This window comes from Streptomyces kaniharaensis (assembly GCF_009569385.1).
Taxonomy (GTDB): Bacteria; Actinomycetota; Actinomycetes; order Streptomycetales; family Streptomycetaceae; genus Kitasatospora; species Kitasatospora kaniharaensis.
Genome location: NZ_WBOF01000001.1, coordinates 3209306 through 3227726, shown reverse-complemented (window position 1 = coordinate 3227726; position 18421 = coordinate 3209306). Strand labels below are relative to the sequence as shown.

Genomic DNA, 18421 nt, shown 5'->3' with positions numbered 1-18421 from the left:
GACCCGGTGGAACGGTCTGCGCGGGCCCGCGTCGCACACTATCGACTCGGGCCCCCGCAACGGTCGTTGAACACTCGTCAGCCGCGAAGCATTCCCGGCTCGTAGGATCCGTCCGGCGTCAACGCCGTTCGTACACCAGGGCGGTGGCGATCGCGGCCAGCCCTTCGGCCCGGCCCGTGAGGCCCAGCCCGTCGGTGGTGGTGCCGGAGACCGACACCGGCGCGCCGGCCGCCTCGGACAGCGCGGCCTGCGCCTCGGCCCGGCGCTTGCCGATCTTCGGGCGCACGCCGATCACCTGGACCGCGATGTTGCCGATCTCGAAGCCGGCCTCGCGCACCAGCCGGGCGGCCTCGCCGAGCAGCTTCACCCCGGACGCGCCGGCCCACTCCGGGCGGTCGGTGCCGAAGTGCGCGCCCAGGTCGCCGATTCCGGCGGCCGAGAACAGCGCGTCGCAGGCGGCGTGCGCGGCGACGTCCGCGTCCGAGTGCCCGGAGAGCCCGAACTCGGCGTCCGGCCACTCCAGTCCGGCCACCCAGAGCGGGCGCCCTGCCTCGAAGGCGTGCACGTCGGTGCCCACCCCGACGCGGGGGATCAGGGGAACCTGCGGATCAGTAGGCATCGGCGGCCCTCCTGCGGGCGAGTACGGCCTCGGCGAGCACGAGGTCCAGCGGACGGGTGACCTTGAACGCCTCCTCGTGGCCGGGCACCACGACGACCTGGCCGCCGAAGCGCTCCACCAGGCCGGCGTCGTCGGTGACCGGCGGCGCGCCGGTGCCGCCCGCGGACTCCTCGGCCAGCGCCTTGGCGTGCACCTCGGCCAGGGTCGCCCGGCGGAAGCCCTGCGGGGTCTGCACCGCGCGCAGGGTGGACCGGTCGGGCGTGTCGAGGACGGGCTCGGGGTGGCCCGGGTTCGGCTCGACCCGCTTCACGGTGTCGGCCAGCGGCACCGCGGGCACCACCGCCTCGGCTCCGGCCCGGACGGCGGCCGCGACCGCGTCCACCACCTCGACCGGGACGAGCGGGCGGGCCGCGTCGTGCACCAGGACGATCTCCACGTCGGCCGGGATCGCGGCCAGGCCGAGCCGGACCGACTCCTGGCGGGTCGAGCCGCCGGCCACCACGCGGATGTCCTTGCCGTCCAGCCCGTGGCTGTCCAGCAGGGCGGCCACCTCGGCCACCCCGTCGGCCGGCGCGGCGACCACGACGAGGCCGACCGCGCGGCTGCGGGCCAGCGCCCGGACCGCGTGCACCAGGAGCGGCACGCCGCCCAGTTCCCGCAGGGCCTTCGGGGCGCCGGGGCCCAGCCGCTCACCGCGTCCGGCGGCGGGCACCACTGCTGCTGCGACTGCTGCTGAGGCGTTCAGGTTTCACTCCTTCGGCGAAGTGGGTATGGCCATGGCGTGCACGACGGGCGTATGGACCCCTTCCGACGAACCACCGGTCCCCGGCCCGCGCTTCGCAGATCCACAGATCCGCAGAACGGTCCGGCATGCCCGAAGACCGTCGGGGCGGAGGAGGTGTCGCGTCCGGACACGCCTCAGCGCCCGAAGTGCCACTGCACCACTCCCGGATGCTGGATCCGGGGAGCGGCGCGCCGGCACCGGGCGCTGTGAGCGGTGGGCGGCAGCCCGACTGCACTACGAGGCGAGAACCTCGTCGAGCAGCGTCTCCGCCTTGTCCTCGTTGGTGTTCTCGGCCAGCGCGAGCTCGCTGACCAGGATCTGGCGCGCCTTGGCGAGCATCCGCTTCTCGCCGGCCGAGAGGCCGCGCTCGCGCTCGCGGCGCCAGAGGTCGCGCACAACCTCGGCGACCTTGATAACGTCACCCGAGGCGAGCTTCTCCAGGTTCGCCTTGTAGCGACGGGACCAGTTGGTCGGTTCTTCGGTGTACGGTGCGCGCAGCACCTCGAAGACCCGGTCCAGACCTTCCTGGCCGACCACATCGCGCACGCCGACGAACTCCGCGTTCTCGGCGGGCACGCGGAGCGTCAGGTCTCCCTGCTGCACCTTGAGCACCAGGTAGGTCTTGTCCACACCTTTGATCTGGCGAATTTCGATGGCCTCGATCAGCGCGGCCCCGTGATGGGGGTAGACCACCGTGTCGCCAACCTTGAACGTCATGTGACAGGACCCCTTCCGTGGCTTTCCAGAATAACACGCTTCTCGGCCCACCCGAAGGGCGTTTTCGCAGGTCAGGGCAGGTCTCGGGGCTTGACAAGGACCCCCATGACGTGCTGCGACCGGTGTTCGAGAGGGGCTTCCCGCAGGTCGGAGGCGGTTCTGGCGCTCGGCGAAACCTCTCGCCACAGGCCCGAAACCGTGATTGGATCTTGAGTTTTCACCGTTTGTCGGGGCGTATCCGGATCGTTATCTGATCTTGGTCGAAGCTTGTCCCGCGAGTGACCCGGACACGTCACGGTGCCGCCGGACGGACGCCCGGGCGGCCCTTCCGAGTGCGACACGGGGACCACCCCGTGAGGACCGCATAAGCGAGGTCGATAATCTGAGACCTGACCTACCGACACGTGACCATAGGAGAAGCCGCCGCCGTGAGCCGCAGCCTTCGACGCGGCAGCATCGCCGCCCTCGCCGCCCTCGCCATCGCCTCGCTGTCCTCCTGCGCGGCCGGCAACCAGCCGGACACCCTGCAGATCAAGCCCGACAGTGCGTCGGCGACGCTCGGTACGAACGTCCGGCTGAACAACATCATCGTCGTCACCGGCGACGAGTCCTCGGGCCAGCACACCGGCCCCGCCGCCGTGACGGTGAACATCTCCAACACCGGGGCCGAGCCGGTCGAGCTGCAGTCGATCACCGTCGGCAGCGGCGCCAACGCCACCTTCGCCGACCCCGCGGGCGCGCCGCTGACCGGCATCGTCGTCCCGGCCGGCGGCGCCGTGCTGATCGGCGGTGACGGCAACCCGTCCGCCCGGATCGCCTCCGTGAGCGTCACGGTCGGCGGCATGATTCCGACCACCTTCGCCTTCAAGGACGGCCGGAAGGTCGACACGCAGGCCAGCGTGAGCCCGAACAAGGCCCTGTTCAAGGGCTTCGGCCCGACCCCGACCCCGACCGCGACCACCCCGGTCGCGGTGCCGACCAAGAACGCCTCCCCGGCCGCCACCACCCCGGCCGCCGGTGCCGGCGCCACCACCCCGGCGGGCACCGCCACCCCGGCCGCGCCCGCCGCCGGCGCCACGGGTGCCGCCACGCCGTCCGGTGCGGCCACGCCGTCCGCCGGCACCCACTGACGCGTCGCGTTGCGCCTGCCGGCCCCCTGGCCCGGCAGGCGCAACGCGAAGGCCCCCTCCGGCATCGGAGGGGGCCTTCGCGTGTCGGGCGACTTCGCGGTTTACGGCTCGAACTTGTAGCCGAGGCCGCGGACCGTGACCAGGTAGCGCGGGGCACCCGGGTCCGGCTCGATCTTCGCCCGCAGGCGCTTCACGTGGACGTCCAGGGTCTTGGTGTCGCCGACGTAGTCCGCGCCCCAGACCCGGTCGATCAGCTGCATCCGGGTGAGCACCCGGCCCGCGTTGCGCAGCAGCATCTCCAGCAGGTCGAACTCCTTCAGCGGCAGGTCGACCTTGGCGCCGTCCACCGTCACCACGTGCCGGTCCACGTCCATCCGGACCGGGCCGGCCTCCAGGGCGCCCGGGCCGCCGCCGTTGTCGCCCGCGCCGCCGTCCTCGCCGCGGCGCCGCAGCACCGCGCGGATCCGGGCGACCAGCTCACGGGTGGAGTAGGGCTTGGTGACGTAGTCGTCCGCGCCTATCTCCAGACCGACGACCTTGTCGATCTCGCTGTCCTTGGCGGTCACCATGATCACCGGGACGTTGGAACGCACCCGGAGCTGGCGGCAGACCTCGGTTCCCGGCAGGCCCGGCAGCATCAGGTCGAGCAGCACGAGGTCGGCGCCGTTCCGTTCGAACTGCTCCAGCGCGTCGGGGCCGGTGGCGGCGACGGCCACCTCGAAGCCCTCCTTGCGGAGCATGTACGAGAGGGCGTCGCTGAACGACTCCTCGTCCTCGACCACCAGTACTCGGGTCACGATCAGGCCTCCGGGGCAAGCTGGGGGGTTGTGTCTGACAGCGGTTGTTCTTCCCGCTCCCCGGCGGGGAGCGAACGGTCCGTGCGGCCCGTGGAGGCCGTCCGGTCTGTGGTGGTGGTCCGGGGTGCGGCGGCGGAGCCGGCAGCGTCGAGGTCGTCCGCGGCGTCGGGGCCGTCGTCCTCGGCCCCGGGTGCCTGTCCGGCGGGCAGGCGGACGGTGAAGGTCGAGCCCTGGCCCTCGACGCTCCACACCGAGACGGTGCCGCCGTGCGAGGCGGCGACGTGCTTGACGATGGAGAGACCGAGGCCGGTCCCGCCGGTGGCCCGGGAGCGGGCCGGGTCGACGCGGTAGAAGCGCTCGAAGACCCGCTCGCGGTCCTTCTCGGAGATGCCGATGCCCTGGTCGGTGACCGAGATCTCGATCAGCTCGCCGTCCGCCTCCCCGAGCGCGGCGGCGCTGGAGATCCGGCGGGTGGCGATCGCCACCCGGGTGCGGGGCGGGCTGTAGTTGACGGCGTTCTCGACCAGGTTGCCGAGTGCGGCGGCGAGCTGGCCGCGGTTGCCGTGCAGGTAGAGGCCGGCGATGCCGCCGGCGGCGATCAGGATCTGCTTGGCGGCGGCCTGCTGGCGGCAGCGGTCGATCGCCTCGGCGATCAGCTCGTCCACCGCGACCGGCTCCGGGTCGACCATCAGCCGGTCGTCCTGGACCCGGGAGAGGTCGATGATCTCCTGGACCAGGCTGGCCAGCCGGGTCGCCTCGATCTGCATCCGGCCGGCGAAGCGCTGCACCGCCTCCGGGTCGTCGGCCGCGTCCGCGACCGCCTCGGAGAGCAGCGACAGGGCGCCGACCGGGGTCTTGAGCTCGTGGCTGACGTTGGCCACGAAGTCCCGGCGGACGGCCTCCACCCGGCGGCGCTCGGTCTGGTCCTCGACCAGCACCAGCACCAGCCGCGAGCCCAGCGGGGCGACCCGGACCGAGACCGCGAGCGGCTCGGCGGCGCGGGCGGCACCAGGGCGCGGCACCTCCAGTTCGACCTGGCGGATCTCGCCGTCCCGTCGGGTGGCGCGGGCCAGCGCGAGCATCTGGTCGACGGCGACCGCGCCGCCGCGCACCAGGCCCATCGCGTACGCCGCAGAGCTGGCCTTGACCACCTCGTCGGCCTCGCCGAGCACGATCGCGCACGAGCGCAGCACGGAGAGCACGGTGTCCACACCGGGAGGCAACGGGGGCTCCTGGGTGCCGGCGCCCAGCACCTGGTGCCGACCGTGGTTCCTGCCGTTGGTGCCGCTGTACCTGCCTCTGGCCTGCTCGCGCTCGCTCCAGCGGAAGGCGATGGAGGCCGTGAGGCCGACGCCGAGCCCGGCTATGGCGCAGGCAGCGGCGGCGGCCACGTTCACGTCCATGTGGCCAGCGTAAGCGCATGGCCTGGGCCTTCCCCAAGAGGCAGATCAAGGCATCGGCCTCGCGTTGCCGAGAATTCACCTCCACGTAGCGGCCGATTCACCGCTCGGGTCGTGCGTGGTCGCCCGGGCGGCGCAAGGTTGGACGCGCAGCCCGTGTGGGACTGGGCGGTGTGTCGAACCAAGCAGCCGCCGCCCCGGGGTGCGCGTACCATGCGCGCACCAGCAGCGGTCATCCGTGCGCCGTGGAGACGGTCGGACGGGATGACCGGTCGGCACCGCCACCGACACAGCTACTGAGGAGAGAGCATGCGCGACGCGTACCACGAGGAACTCGATGCGATCGGCGACGGCCTGGTCGAGATGGCCCGGCTGGTCGGCTCGGCCCTGGGCAGGGCGACCACCGCACTCCTCGACGCGGACCTGGCGCTGGCGGAGAGCGTGATCGCCGCCGACGAGAAGATCAACGAGCTCCACCACGATCTGGAAGACCGCGCCATCGACCTGCTCGCCCGCCAGCAGCCGGTCGCCACCGACCTGCGCATCGTCGTCACCTCGCTGCGGATGAGCTCCGACCTGGAGCGCTGCGGCGACCTCGCCCGGCACGTCGCCAAGGTCGCCAGAATGCGCTACCCCGAGTCGGCGGTGCCGCGCGACCTGCACTCCACCGTCCTGGAGATGGGCCAGCTCGCCCAGCGCCTGGTGGCCAAGGCCGGCCTGGTGATCGCCACCAAGGACGTCGACAAGGCGCTGGAGATGGAGCAGGACGACGACGCCATCGACACGCTCCACCGTGAGCTGCTGTCGCACCTGATCGACGACCGCTGGGCCCACGGCATCGAGACCGCCGTCGACATCACCCTGGTCGGCCGCTACTACGAGCGCTTCGCGGACCACGCCGTGTCGGTCGCCAAGCGCGTCGTGTACCTGGTGACCGGTGAGCACGTGGCCGACTTCATCGCCACCTCGGAGGCCTCGGCCGCGGAGTGACCTCGGCGGGGCGCAGTGACCTCGGCGCGCTCACCCCGGGGCCCGTGAGGGTGAGTAAACCTCGGGCGAGGGGGGTGTGGGTGCACGGCGATCCGAACACCCCACCACTGCGCGCCCGTTGACGCCCCCTCCGACCGGCGGCTTCACTCGAAGCCGTAGGCACCGAAGTGTGCCTGTCACTAGGAGGGTTCAGCACGATGAAGGCCAACCCGACCCGACCGGCACCGCCACACGACACCGTCGAGCCGCCCACCCCGAAGCTGCTGCCCGTCCTCGCCGCCGGCTGCGGCTGCGGTCCTGGCTGCGGCTGCGGCTGCCAGTCCGGCGCCCCCTGCCAGTGCGGCGGCACGGACGGCGGCTGCTGCGGCGGCCACTGAGGCACTCCCGGGGTGCGGTGCCGCCGTGGGAGACGGCCGTGCACCCCGGTCTGCGGTGCCGGGGTGCAGAACTCCCGCATCGCACGAACGGGTTGACCAGCGACCGGACAGCACACGGCCCCGCCCCCGGCGAAACCGGGCGGCGGGGCCGTCGCGCGTTCGGGCCTACTTCTTGCCCTGGTTCCTGACCGCCTCGATGGCGGCGGCGGCGGCCTCCGCGTCGAGGTAGCGGCCGCCCGTGGTGACGGGCTTGAAGTCGGCGTCGAGCTCGTACACCAGCGGGATGCCGGTCGGGATGTTCAGGCCGGCGATGTCCTCGTCGGAGATGCCGTCGAGGTGCTTGACCAGCGCGCGCAGGCTGTTGCCGTGGGCGGTGACCAGGACGGTGCGGCCGGCGGCCAGGTCCGGGACGATCGCGTCGTACCAGTACGGGAGCATCCGCTCGACGACGTCCTTCAGGCACTCGGTGCGCGGACGCAGCTCGCTCGGGATGTCGGCGTAGCGGGCGTCGCCGGCCTGCGAGTACTCGTTGTCGTCGGCCAGCACCGGCGGCGGGGTGTCGTAGGAGCGGCGCCAGAGCTGGAACTGCTCCTCGCCGAACTCGGCCAGGGTCTGTGCCTTGTCCTTGCCCTGGAGCGCGCCGTAGTGCCGCTCGTTGAGGCGCCAGCTGCGGCTGACCGGGATCCAGTGGCGATCCGCCTTGTCCAGGGCGATCTGCGAGGTGCGGATCGCGCGGCGCAGCAGCGAGGTGTGCACCACGTCGGGCAGCAGGCCCTCGGCGGCCAGGAGCTCGCCACCGCGAGCGGCTTCCTTCTCGCCCTTCTCGTTGAGGTCGACGTCGACCCAACCGGTGAACAGGTTCTTCTGGTTCCACTGGCTCTCGCCGTGGCGGAGCAGGATGAGTCGGTACGTCGTGTCGGCCATGGCGTCCAGCTTAGTGGAGCCGGAAAACCCCTGGCCGGGGGCCTTTGGCCCTGTGTAACGTGTGCCGAGCTAGAGCGCCACTTACACTTGTCGGCTGAGCGAACCTGCCCGTACCGCTCGGCGGACGCCTGCCCTCGGGAGCCCCCACATGCCCGTCGCCCGACCCGCCCCCGGCCGGATCAGAGGACTTCTGCACGAGACGATGGGCGGGCTGCCGCGGCAGTTCTGGTGGCTCTGGACCTCGACGCTGATCAACCGGCTCGGGGCGTTCGTCGTGACGTTCCTCTCCCTGTACCTGACCCACGACCGCGGCTACTCGGACTCCTACGCGGGCCTGGTGGCCTCCCTGTTCGGCCTCGGCTCGGCGGTCTCGGCGCTCGGCGCGGGCGTCCTGACCGACCGGATCGGGCGCCGCCCGACTCTCGTCGCCTCGCAGCTCGGCACCGCGTTGTTCACCGCCGTGCTCGGCTTCGCGGACGGCCGGACGGCGATCGCGGTGGTGGCCTTCCTGGTCGGCCTCTGCAGCAACGCCTCCCGGCCGGCCGTCTCGGCGATCATCGCCGACCTCGTCCCGGCCGAGGACCGGGTCCGCGCCTACGCCCTGAACTACTGGGCGATCAACATCGGCTTCGGCCTCTCCGCCGCCGCGGCCGGCCTGATCGCCACCCACGGCTACCTCACGCTCTTCCTGCTCGACGCGCTCAGCACGCTGGTCTGCGCGGTGGTGATCTTCATCCGGATCCCGGAGACCAAGCCGGCGGCGCCGCCCGCAGCACAGGCGAAGGAGCCGGCGGTCGGCCTCGGCACGGTGTTCCGGGACGGCCGGTTCATGACGGTCGTCGCGCTCAACCTGCTGCTCGCCCTGGTCTTCCAGCAGGGCAGCACCACGCTGGCCGTCGGCATGGGCCACGCGGGCATCACGTCCACCGAGTACGGGCTGGTCATCGGCCTGAACGGGGTGCTGATCGTGGTGCTGCAGATCCCGCTCACCCGGTGGATGGAGGGCCGCTCCCGGACCGGGCTGCTGATCGCAAGCTGCCTGTTCGCGGGCTGGGGCTTCGGGCTGGCGGCGCTGGCCGGGTCGTCCGCATGGATCTTCGCCGGCTCGGTGGCGGTCTGGACGATCGGCGAGATCCTGAACGCCCCGACCATGATGAGCCTGGTCGCCGAGCTGGCGCCGACCCATGCGCGCGGGCGGTACCAGGGCGTCTACTCGCTCTCCTGGTCGCTCGCCTCGTTCGTCGGCCCGGCGGCCGGCGGTGTGCTGCTGGAGCAGGCGGGCCCGGTGATGCTGTGGGGTGTGTGCGCGGTCTGCGGCACGGTCGCGGCGATCGGGCACGTGCTGCTGGGCCGCCGCACGGGTGGCACGGCGGGCAGGGACCACGACGTGACGGACGTGCGGACGCCGGCGCCCGCCGAGGCCGTGAAGGCTCCGGCGGGCTCCTGAGGTCCGGTCACTCGGCCGCCGGGGCGGCCAGGTGGGCGAAGGCGGCCAGGTTGCGGGTGGACTCCCCGCGCTTGGTCCGCCACTCCCACTCGCGCCGGATCGCCGAGGCGAAGCCCAGCTCCAGCAGCGTGTTGAAGGGCTCGTCGGCGTTCTCCAGCACCGTTCCGAGCAGCTTGTCCACCGCGTCCGCGGTCAGCGCCTCCAGTGGCAGGCGGCCGGCCAGGTAGACGTCCCCGAGCGCGTCGATCGCGTAGGCGACGCCGTAGAGCCGGGTGTTGCGCTCCAGCAGCCAGCGGTAGACGGCCTCGTGGTTCTCGTCCGGGCGGCGGATCACGAAGGCGTTCACCGAGAGGGTGTGGTCGCCGACCCGCAGGGCGCAGGTGGTGCTCAGCTTGCGGGTGCCCGGGAGCGTCGCCACCAGCGTGTACGGGTCGGTGGCGGCCGGCTCCCAGGCCACCCCGGCGTGGTCCAGGGCGGCGCGCAGGAGGGTCAGGGCCTCGTCCTTGGTGCGGGTTGCCATGGGGGTGACGTTACTCGGCGGTACCGGTGGCACGCACCCGGCGGCCGCCACCCCGTCCGGGGTGTCAGACCAGACGCCGCCGGGCCCCGGGCAGCCGACCGGCCGGGCGGGCCAGGCTGCCGGCGTACACCTCGGCGGTGGTCGCCGCCGCGGTGTCCCAACCGAACCCGGCCGCGTGCCGGGCCGCCGCCGCCCCCCGCCGGGCGACCAGGGCCGGGTCGGTGACGTACGGCTCCAGCGCGTGCGACCAGTCCCGCGGGTCGTGGCCGCGCACCAGCGTGCCGGTCACGCCGTCCCGCACCGCGACCGGCAGCCCGCCGACCGCGGCGGCCACCACCGGGGTGCCGCAGGCCTGCGCCTCCAAGGCGACCAGCCCGAAGGACTCGCTGTGCGAGGGCATCACCAGGGCCGTCGCCGCCCGGTACCACTCGGCGAGCTTGGACTGGCCGACCGGCGGGTGGAAGCGCACCACGTCGCAGATGCCCAGCTGGGCGGCGAGCTTGTGCAGGCTCTCCGGCCGGGCCAACCCGGTGCCCGACGGGCCGCCCACCACCGGGACGACCAGCCGCTCGCGCAGGTCCGGCCGGCGGTCCAGCAGCTCGGCGACCGCGCACAGCAGCACGTCGGGCGCCTTCAGCGGCTGGATCCGGCCGGCGAAGAGCAGCACGGCGGCGTCCTGCGGCAGGCCCAGCCGGGCCCGCGCCGCCGCCCGCGCGTCCGGCCGCGCGTCCGGCCCGTCCGGCCGGAAGAGGTCCAGGTTGACGCCGGGGTGAACGACGGCCAGCTGGTCCGGTCGGGCGGAGTAGTGCAGCGCCAGCTCGGCGGCCTCCTCGGTGGTGTTCGCGATCAGCCGGTCGGCCGCCTCCACCACCTGGGTCTCGCCGATCACCCGGGCCGCGGGCTCGGGCGTGTCGCCCTCGGCCAGCGCGGCGTTCTTCACCTTCGCCATGGTGTGCATGGTGTGCACCAGCGGCACCCCCCAGCGCTGCGCGGCCAGCCAGCCGACCTGCCCGGAGAGCCAGTAGTGCGAGTGCACCAGGTCGTAGTGGCCGGGGCGGTGACCCGCCTCGGTGCGCAGCACCCCGTGGGTGAAGGCGCACAGCTGAGCCGGCAGGTCCTCCTTGATCAGGCCCTCGTACGGCCCCGCCGTGACGTGCCGCACCAGCACGCCCGGGGCCAGCTCGACGGTGGGGGCGTCGTCCGAGCAGGTCGCGCGGGTGAACACCTCGACCTCGACGTCGAGCTCGGCGAGGCGCTTGGCCAGCTCCACGATGTAGACGTTCATCCCGCCCGCGTCCCCGGTGCCGGGCTGGTGCAGCGGCGAGGTGTGGACGCTGAGCATGGCTATCCGGCGCGGGCGGCGGCGGCCCGTAACGAGCGCCTGGAACCGGCCGCGCGCGGGCGCGGCCGACTGGGCACGGCGTACCGAACGGACGGGGTGCTGGATCACCTGGCTGAAGCCTCCTCGTGTGCGGCCCGTCTCCGGCGGCCCGAGTTCGGCCCGCCGACTGTCCGGTGTGCGCTGCCCCGTCCGGGCACACATCACCACCAGTGTGCCAACCGCCCGGCCGAGGTCCGGCATTCCCGACCGGGCGCACTGATCGCGGGGCCGGGGATCATCGCAGGTGGGAGGCTGTGGTCGCGCGTCTCGGTACCCTTCTGGGCATGGCTGCCTCCTTCGACTCCGCGACCGCGCCCGCCCGCGGGCGGGCCGGGCGCCCGGTGGGGACGGTCACCCGGGGGACCACCAACACCAACCGGCTGCGGCGGATGGACCGCTGGATCGCCCACGCCCTCGGCCGCACCCTGCGCGCCGCCGACCGTCCGCCGGTGGCCGTCGACCTCGGCTACGGCGCCGCGCCCTGGACGGCCGTCGAGCTGGCCGGGCGGCTGCGGGCGGTACGGGCGGACGTCCGGGTGGTCGGGATCGAGATCGAGCCGGAGCGGGTCGCCGCGGCGCTGCCGTACGCCGAGCCGCCGCGGCTCACCTTCCGGCGCGGCGGCTTCGAGGTGCCGCTGGACGGCGGCACGCCGGCGCAGCTCATCCGGGCCGCCAACGTGCTGCGGCAGTACGACGAGGCGGCGGTGGCCGCCGTGTGGGAGCGGCTCTGCGCGCGGCTGGCGCCGGACGGGCTGCTCGTCGAGGGCACCTGCGACGAGATCGGGCGCCGGCACGTCTGGGTCGCGCTCGGCCCGGAGGGGCCGCGGACGGTGACCTTCGCGGCTCGGCTGGGCGGCCTCGGCCAGCCCTCCGACCTGGCCGAGCGGCTGCCGAAGGCGCTGATCCACCACAACGTGCCCGGCCGGCCGGTGCACCGGTTCCTGAGCGACTTCGACCGGGCCTGGGCGGCCGCGGCGCCGTACGGGGCGTTCGGGGCGCGGCAGCGCTGGGTGGCCGCGTGCACGGCGCTGGCGGGTGACTGGCCGCTGGTGGACGCCCGCGGCCGGTGGCGGCAGGGCGAGGTCACGGTGCCGTGGACGGCACTCGCGCCGTAGGAGGAGCGGCGCCGGATCCGGCAGTGACCCGTACGTTTCACTCGAACGAGTTATCGAATTCCCCTGGCGCGTTGACGCCCCGTCACGCCACGATGGAGGGCACCGAGCGGAGTTCAGCACCGCCGCCCGGTGCTCGCCCTGTTCAGCCGTCGCCACCTTCCCGCCGTTCCCCCTCCCGCTGCTCCCGCAGCGCCTGCCACGCCTGCTCGAACACCCCGTACATCTCCGCCCCGAACAGCACGAACCGCACCTCGTCCAGCCCCGCCCCGGCGTGCTCGTCACCGCCGTCCACCACCTCGGCGACGGTGGAGAGCGCGATCCGGGCCGCGTCGGCCGGCGGCCAGCCGTAGATCCCGGCCGACACGGCCGGGAACGCCACCGTGCGCGCACCCAGCTCCGCCGCCGCCCGCAGCGACTCGCGATAGCAGGAGGCCAGCAGCCCCGCCCGCTCCTCGTACTCCTCCGCCCTGTACACCGGCCCGACGGTGTGCACCACCCACCGGGCGGGCAGCCGCCCGGCCGTCGTCGCCACCGCCCGCCCGGTGGGCAGCCCCTTGCCCCAGTGCGAGGCGCGCAGCCGGCGGCACTCCTCCAGAATCTGCGGCCCGCCCTTGCGGTGGATCGCGCCGTCCACCCCGCCGCCGCCCAGCAGGGACGAGTTGGCGGCGTTCACCACCGCGTCCACCCGCTGTTCCGTGATGTCACCCTCGACCAGGGTGATCCGCGTCACCATCATGTACCCCCTTCTCCGCCCGCCCCGGCACCCGCTGGGGAACGGGCCCGAGCCGTCGTCCGAGTCCGATCACCACACCGTCACCGGCCTGGCAATAGCCACAACGGCGCCGATGGGCCAGAGCAATCCCCCGGAGATCACGTTATGGTCGCGAGACGTTCCCCGACGCAGGGTGCCAGGCGGGCACTGCGGACGGACGCCGGCCGTTACGCACTCGGGGAAAGGAAGGAACCACCGATGCCCGCAACGGGAGACGGGCGGGCACCTGGTGCCGCGGACCTGCCGGGCGCCCGCGACGGCGCCCGCCCCCGCCATGCCGTCAGCCGCCCGGCCGCGGCCGTTCCGCTGACGGACGCTCCCCCGATACCTCACCCGAGGTCGCAGGCCGGAAGCGTTCCGGCACCCGGCGACGCCCCCGCCGGCCCCGGCGGCGCACCGCTCAAACTGCTGGTGATCGAGGACGACGCCTCCGACGCCCAGCTGATCAAGGCGGCGGTGGCGGACAGCGGCACCTCCATCGAGGTCCACTGGGTCCGCGGCCTCGAACAGGCCACCCCCCTGCTGGCCCCCACCCCGGCCGGAAACCGGCGCGGACGCCCCCGCGCCAGCGAGTTCAGCTGCGTCCTGCTCGACCTCGCCGCCCCGGCCGACCTGCCACGCCCCGTCTGGGGGCCCCGCCCGGCCGCCGGCGGCGGAGGAACCGCCGACGGGCTGGAAGGCCTGCGCGAACTGCTCCGCCGGGCCCCGCACACCGCGGTCGTCGTCCTCACCGACGCGGCCGGAGCCGAACTCGGCGCCGCCGCCGTCGCCGCCGGCGCCCAGGACTTCCTGATCAAGCACGAGACGGACGGCCCGCTGCTCGCCCGGGCCCTGCGCTACGCCGTCGAACGCAAGCGCGCCGACGAGTCACAGCGCCGCCTGGTCGAGGCCGAACTGCGCGGCCAGGAGAACGCCCGCCTCCAGCGCCACCTGCTGCCCACCCCGCTGCTCGACGGCGCCGGCCTCTCCTTCACCCGGCGCTACCGCCCCGGTCGCCGCCGCGCCCTCCTCGGCGGCGACTTCTACGACGCCGTCCGCACCGACGACGGCACCGTCCACGTCGTCATCGGCGACGTCTGCGGGCACGGCCCCGACGAGGCCGCGCTCGGCGTCGCCCTCCGGATAGCGTGGCGCACCCTCGTCTTCGCGGGCCTCACCGGCGAGGCCCTGCTCACCACCCTTCAACACGTGCTGGAACACGAGCGGCGCAGCGACGAGATCTTCGCGACGCTCTGCATGCTCGTCATCGAACCCGGCACGGACGGCGGCGGCCGCGGCGGACCGGGCGCGCCCGGTGCCTGCGAGCGCGCCCGCCTCTACCTCGCCGGACACCCGGCGCCCCTTCTGCTCGGCCGGGACCACCAGCCGATGTCGCTCCCCTCCGACCTCGCCGGGCCCGCGCTCGGCCTCCTGCCGTGTCACGACAGGCAGGCCGCGTGGCCCGCCCACCACGTCGAACTCCGGCCCGGCTGGCGGCTGTTGCTCTACACCGACGGGCTGATCGAGGGCCGGGTGGGAGCCGGGTCCCGCCGCCTCGGGCAGGACGGGCTGGCGGACCTGGTCGGCGACCACCAGTCCGCCGGGCTGACCCGCGGCCGGCTGGTCGACAGCGCCATCGCCGAGGTCGAGGAGCTGAACGGCGGCGCGCTGACGGACGACGTCGCGGTGCTGCTGCTGGAGCGGAACCCGGTGCACCTGGTCCTCGGGTGAGGCACGGGCACACGGAAACGGCGGCGCCCGGGCAGGTGGTCCACCTGCCCGGGCGCCGCCGTTCTCGGCTCGGCCGGCTCGCGCGGCCTACCAGGGCCCGTACGGCCCCGTGTTGCTCCGGCCGCCGCCCCGGCCACCGCGGTTGGTCAGCTCACGGATCGCCGGGCGCACGTCCACCATGTAGACGATCGCGGCGACCAGTCCGGCGAGCGTCCCGATGCCGGTGAAGAAGTTCACCCCGAACAGCAGGTCCCAGCCGAACGCGACACCCAGGATCGTCAGCCAGAACGGCTTGGTCTTCTTGTCCGCCGCCCGGTAGGCGTCCTCACGGCGGGAGGCGCCGTCGAGCAGGGCGAACAGCTTGAAACCCAGGATGGCGACGGACAGCCACCAGATCGGGTTCAGATAGGCCAGGTCCAGGATCTGGGCCACTCCGCCCATCGCGGTCTCCTCTGTCTCTCGGATCCGGCGTGCGGTCCGCCGCCCGTCCTGGCACGGTGGTCCGTCCGCCCTGGTGTCAACGTCCCGCGGTCACCGGATGTGCCCCGTTCGGGGGCGGTTCACTCGCCTCGGTCGACACCCTTCCGGGCCCGGGCGTTCTTCTTCGGCGCGGACTCGGCGTCGCCCTCGACCAGCTCGGCCTCGACCGGCTCGTCGGCGGCGGGCTCCGCGGCCTCGACCGGCGCGCTCGGGCTGCCCGGGCGGGTGCGCTCGACCACGACCTTGCCGCGCTCGGCCAGCTCGTCGTACGTCTCCTTCGCCTTAACCGCCAGCTCGACCGCGCGGCCCACCTGCTGGATCGCGAAGTCCTGGGCCCGCTCCTGCAGGGTCTTGAGGTCGGTGGGGAGCGTCGTGACGGTCTCGGCGACCTTGGCCTGCGCCTCGGCCAGCCTGGCCTGCGCCTCGTGGAGGCGGGCGCCGGCCCGCTCCTGCGCGCCCTTGCGGTCCGCGGCCAGCGCCTCGACCTTGCCCGGAACTTCACGCAGCTTCTCGTAGGCGAGGTCGCTGGCGCCGGCGAGGGCGTACAGCGGCGTCGGGTCGGTGAGGGTCTTCTTGAGCTCGTCGGTGATCGGCATGACCGGTCCTCCCGGTGGATGTCTAGGTGGCTGGGCCGTCGGTCGTCGGAGCGCCGGTGCCGGTGCCGGCCGGGGCCGAGCCGTCGGACACCGTGCCCCGCAGGGCGGCGTTCTCCTTGAGGAAGGCGTCGTAGACCGCGAGCAGCGCCTGCTTCTGCTGCTCGTTGATCAGCGGATCGGCCAGGATCGCGGCCCGCAGTTCCAGGCCCTCACCCCGCCGTTCCTCCAGGATCCCGGCCTGGACGTAGAGCGTCTCCGCCGAGATCCGCAGCGCCTTCGCGATCTGCTGGAGGATCTCCGCACTGGGCTTGCGCAACCCGCGCTCGATCTGGCTGAGGTACGGATTGGACACGCCCGCGGCCTCCGCCAGCTGCCGCAGCGAGTACTGGGCGTTCCGGCGCTGTTCGCGGATGTACTCGCCCAGCGAGCCGACGTTCAGTGAGGCCATACCCACAGCCTGCAACACCGCGCTTGCAAATGCAAGCGGGGCGCTAGCAGTAGCAAACGGGTGACGGCGGAGTCGGGCAGCACGGACGAGCCGAGGCAGCGGCCGCGCCGCGGGGGCGGCCGCTCGGCGGGTCACCCGAGTTCGGGCACCCGGACCGGCATCAGGATGGAGAAGGTGCCGTCCCGGCCGGGCGTGCGGATCGCCAGGGGGGCGATCGGGCCGCCGAGTTCGAGGACCAGCTGCTCGGGACGGCCGACCCGCAGGGCGTCCAGCAGGAAGTCCCGGTTGACGGCCACCCGCAGCTCGCCCGGCGCGGGGTCGGCGTCGGCCGGGGCGACCGCGAGGCGGCCGTCCGGGGTGAGGGCGAGGACGGTGACCGTGCAGTCCTCGCCGTGCGGGCCGGACGGCAGGGTGCGGGTGGCGCCGGACTCGACGGCGCCGCGCAGGTCTGCGGCGGGCAGGCCGATCCGGTGCTGCGGGTCGAGCCGGGTGAGCGCGCGGTAGTCGGGGTAGTCGAGGTCGACGGTGGCGCCCTCGATCCGGTGGCCGCCGGTCTCGGCGCGGACCAGGCCGCCGCCGAGGGTCAGTTCGGCCTCGGCGGCGCCCGCGCCGAGCAGTGCGCGCAGGGCGTCCACCAGGGCGGTGGGGACGATCGTGCCGGTGGGCGGCGCAGTCTCGGGGGCCGCCGGGAGGGCCACCTCGGCGAGCGCCATCCGGTACCGGTCGGTGGCGACCAGGCGCAGCACCGTGCCGTCCAGGTCGAACAGCACCCCGGCGAGGACCGGGAGTTCGGGGTCGGCGCCGACCGCGAAGCGGACCGCGTCGAGGGCGGCGGCCAGTTCGTGGGCCGGGACGGTGAGCCGGAGTTCGGCGGGGGCGGTGGTCATCGGGTTCTCCCTCTGGTCGATCAGCGTGCGGATCAGGGAGAGCTCGCGGCGGGCGTCGGCGAGGCCGTCCTCCAGCCGGCGCAGGTGCGCGTCGACCACCCGGTGGGCCTCGCCGGAGCCGGGGGCCGCGCCGAGGACGGCGCGGATGCCGGCCAGCGGGAGGCCGACCCGGCGCAGCCGGGCGAGCAGCCGGGCGTCGGCTACCTGCCGGGGCCCGTACCAGCGGTAGCCGGACTGCGGGTCGACCCGGGCGGGGGTGAGCACGTCGGCGCCGTCGTAGTAGCGCAGGGTGCCGATGCCGAGGCCGCTCGCGCGAGCCAGTTCGCCGATGCTGTGCAGGTCGCTCTCCATGCCGGTGACTGTGGTGGCTCGACCAGGTCGAGGGTCAAGCCCCCTTCGTGCCGGCGGCGACGTGGCTGAGCTTGTGCGGGTTGCGGATGGAGCGCATCGCGGCGATCCGGGGCCCGCCGTCGGAGCCCTCGACAAAATCGAACGCCATCACGGAGTCGACCGCGCCGTCCACGGTGACGAGCAGGCCGGGCTGGCCGTTGACCAGGGCGGGTCGGGCGTCGGCGCCCTCGCCGAGCTGGCTGAGCACGCCGAGGATGAAGCGGGCCACCTTGTCGGCGCCGGTGATCGGGCGCAGCGCGGCGCGGACCACGCCGCCGCCGTCGGTCCACGAGGTGACATCGGGGGCGAGCAGTTCCAGCATCCGGTTGAGGTCGCCGCCGGCGCAGGCCGCGAGGAACTCGTCGGTGGCCCGGCGGCGCAGCTCCGGCGGGGCGTCGTAGCGCGGCCGGCCGGCCTGGACGTGCGCCTTGGCCCGGCTGCCGACCTGGCGGCACGCGGCCTCGGTGCGGTCCAGGGCCTCGGCGATCTCCTTGTAGGAGAAGCCGAAGGCCTCCTTGAGGACGAAGACCGCCCGCTCCAGCGGGGAGAGGCTCTCCAGCAGCACCATCACGGCGAGCGAGACGGTCTCGGCGCGCTCGACGTCCTCGGTCGCGTCCGGCTCGGTGACCAGCGGCTCGGGCAGCCACGGGCCGACGTAGGACTCGCGACGGACGGCGGCCGAGTCGAGCCGGTTGAGGGCGAGGTTGGTGACCGTCCGGGCCAGGTAGGCGCCCGGGTGGGCGACCGGGCCGGTGACCCGGCTCCAGCGCAGCCAGGTGTCCTGGACCAGGTCCTCGGCGTCGGCGACGCTGCCGAGCATGCGGTAGGCGATGCCGAAGATCATGCGCCGGTGCTGCTCGAACTCGGCGAGGCCGGGGGAGTCGATGGTGTCGGTCACCCGGCCGACGCTACCTCAGCGCGGCCGCCGGGCACCGGG

Annotated in this window: 20 protein-coding genes; 6 read left to right on the top strand and 14 right to left on the bottom strand. The window is 73.8% G+C overall.

What is annotated here, in order from left to right:
- Window positions 1-118: 118 nt before the first annotated feature.
- The 3 genes from ispF to F7Q99_RS14795 all read right to left on the bottom strand — a co-directional run bounded on the left by ispF (window position 119) and on the right by F7Q99_RS14795 (window position 2120).
- Window positions 119-619 (bottom strand): 2-C-methyl-D-erythritol 2,4-cyclodiphosphate synthase, encoded by a 501-nt coding sequence (gene ispF, locus F7Q99_RS14805; protein WP_153461818.1) that lies wholly within the window; start codon window positions 617-619, stop codon window positions 119-121.
- On the bottom strand, window positions 609-1364 hold the full coding sequence (ispD, locus tag F7Q99_RS14800) for a 2-C-methyl-D-erythritol 4-phosphate cytidylyltransferase (protein ID WP_153461816.1): 756 nt from the start codon (window positions 1362-1364) through the stop codon (window positions 609-611). Before ispD ends, ispF begins: the two co-directional genes overlap by 11 nt.
- Window positions 1365-1637: 273 nt before the next feature.
- Complete coding sequence (locus F7Q99_RS14795; RefSeq protein ID WP_030244332.1) at window positions 1638-2120, bottom strand: CarD family transcriptional regulator; 483 nt, start codon at window positions 2118-2120, stop codon at window positions 1638-1640.
- Between the two features lie 428 nt (window positions 2121-2548).
- On the opposite strand from F7Q99_RS14795, the gene F7Q99_RS14790 reads away from it, so the two are divergent.
- Complete coding sequence (locus F7Q99_RS14790; RefSeq protein WP_153461814.1) at window positions 2549-3250, top strand: DUF461 domain-containing protein; 702 nt, start codon at window positions 2549-2551, stop codon at window positions 3248-3250.
- Between the two features lie 101 nt (window positions 3251-3351).
- Here F7Q99_RS14790 and F7Q99_RS14785 read toward each other — a convergent pair whose 3' ends face one another.
- Entirely contained in the window at window positions 3352-4047 is a 696-nt protein-coding gene (locus F7Q99_RS14785) for a response regulator transcription factor (protein WP_031069385.1), read from the bottom strand.
- 2 nt (window positions 4048-4049) lie between these two features.
- Window positions 4050-5450, bottom strand: coding sequence for a sensor histidine kinase (locus F7Q99_RS14780; protein WP_230210220.1), 1401 nt, complete (start codon window positions 5448-5450; stop codon window positions 4050-4052).
- 306 nt (window positions 5451-5756) lie between these two features.
- Here F7Q99_RS14780 and phoU point away from each other — a divergent pair, with 306 nt between their 5' ends.
- Window positions 5757-6437 carry a phosphate signaling complex protein PhoU gene (gene phoU, locus F7Q99_RS14775; protein ID WP_153461813.1) on the top strand — a complete coding sequence of 227 codons (681 nt, stop codon included), beginning with the start codon at window positions 5757-5759 and terminating at the stop codon, window positions 6435-6437.
- Window positions 6438-6634: 197 nt separating this feature from the next.
- The gene (locus tag F7Q99_RS14770) at window positions 6635-6814 is read left to right on the top strand and encodes a hypothetical protein (protein WP_153461811.1); all 180 of its coding nucleotides are present in this window, start codon (window positions 6635-6637) and stop codon (window positions 6812-6814) included.
- Between the two features lie 165 nt (window positions 6815-6979).
- Here F7Q99_RS14770 and F7Q99_RS14765 read toward each other — a convergent pair whose 3' ends face one another.
- Window positions 6980-7738, bottom strand: coding sequence for a phosphoglyceromutase (locus F7Q99_RS14765; RefSeq protein WP_153461809.1), 759 nt, complete (start codon window positions 7736-7738; stop codon window positions 6980-6982).
- Between the two features lie 148 nt (window positions 7739-7886).
- Between F7Q99_RS14765 and F7Q99_RS14760 the strand changes: the two genes are divergently transcribed.
- Complete coding sequence (locus tag F7Q99_RS14760; RefSeq protein WP_153461807.1) at window positions 7887-9185, top strand: MDR family MFS transporter; 1299 nt, start codon at window positions 7887-7889, stop codon at window positions 9183-9185.
- A 7-nt stretch (window positions 9186-9192) separates the two neighbouring features.
- Here F7Q99_RS14760 and F7Q99_RS14755 read toward each other — a convergent pair whose 3' ends face one another.
- Both F7Q99_RS14755 and mshA read right to left on the bottom strand, forming a co-directional pair.
- The gene (locus F7Q99_RS14755; protein WP_153461805.1) at window positions 9193-9705 is read right to left on the bottom strand and encodes a type III secretion system chaperone family protein; all 513 of its coding nucleotides are present in this window, start codon (window positions 9703-9705) and stop codon (window positions 9193-9195) included.
- A 64-nt stretch (window positions 9706-9769) separates the two neighbouring features.
- Window positions 9770-11155, bottom strand: a complete 1386-nt coding sequence (gene mshA / locus F7Q99_RS14750; protein WP_326846668.1) for a D-inositol-3-phosphate glycosyltransferase — start codon at window positions 11153-11155, stop codon at window positions 9770-9772.
- Window positions 11156-11370: 215 nt separating this feature from the next.
- Here mshA and F7Q99_RS14745 point away from each other — a divergent pair, with 215 nt between their 5' ends.
- The gene (locus tag F7Q99_RS14745; protein WP_153461801.1) at window positions 11371-12201 is read left to right on the top strand and encodes a methyltransferase domain-containing protein; all 831 of its coding nucleotides are present in this window, start codon (window positions 11371-11373) and stop codon (window positions 12199-12201) included.
- Window positions 12202-12343: 142 nt separating this feature from the next.
- Here the strand turns inward: F7Q99_RS14745 and F7Q99_RS14740 are convergent, their stop codons facing one another.
- On the bottom strand, window positions 12344-12934 hold the full coding sequence (locus F7Q99_RS14740; protein WP_153466190.1) for an O-acetyl-ADP-ribose deacetylase: 591 nt from the start codon (window positions 12932-12934) through the stop codon (window positions 12344-12346).
- Between the two features lie 237 nt (window positions 12935-13171).
- On the opposite strand from F7Q99_RS14740, the gene F7Q99_RS14735 reads away from it, so the two are divergent.
- On the top strand, window positions 13172-14683 hold the full coding sequence (locus tag F7Q99_RS14735; protein ID WP_153461799.1) for a PP2C family protein-serine/threonine phosphatase: 1512 nt from the start codon (window positions 13172-13174) through the stop codon (window positions 14681-14683).
- An 87-nt stretch (window positions 14684-14770) separates the two neighbouring features.
- Here F7Q99_RS14735 and F7Q99_RS14730 read toward each other — a convergent pair whose 3' ends face one another.
- The 5 genes from F7Q99_RS14730 to F7Q99_RS14710 form a co-directional block, all read right to left on the bottom strand.
- The gene (locus F7Q99_RS14730; RefSeq protein WP_153461797.1) at window positions 14771-15124 is read right to left on the bottom strand and encodes a DUF2516 family protein; all 354 of its coding nucleotides are present in this window, start codon (window positions 15122-15124) and stop codon (window positions 14771-14773) included.
- A gap of 119 nt (window positions 15125-15243) precedes the next feature.
- On the bottom strand, window positions 15244-15759 hold the full coding sequence (locus F7Q99_RS14725; protein ID WP_153461795.1) for a hypothetical protein: 516 nt from the start codon (window positions 15757-15759) through the stop codon (window positions 15244-15246).
- Between the two features lie 22 nt (window positions 15760-15781).
- Window positions 15782-16207 carry a helix-turn-helix domain-containing protein gene (locus tag F7Q99_RS14720; RefSeq protein WP_153461794.1) on the bottom strand — a complete coding sequence of 142 codons (426 nt, stop codon included), beginning with the start codon at window positions 16205-16207 and terminating at the stop codon, window positions 15782-15784.
- A gap of 131 nt (window positions 16208-16338) precedes the next feature.
- A complete protein-coding gene (locus F7Q99_RS14715) occupies window positions 16339-17445 on the bottom strand; it encodes a DNA polymerase III subunit beta family protein (protein WP_153461792.1) in 1107 nt (368 codons plus the stop codon).
- Window positions 17446-17479: 34 nt separating this feature from the next.
- Complete coding sequence (locus F7Q99_RS14710) at window positions 17480-18382, bottom strand: RNA polymerase sigma-70 factor (protein WP_326846667.1); 903 nt, start codon at window positions 18380-18382, stop codon at window positions 17480-17482.
- Window positions 18383-18421 lie beyond the last annotated feature (39 nt).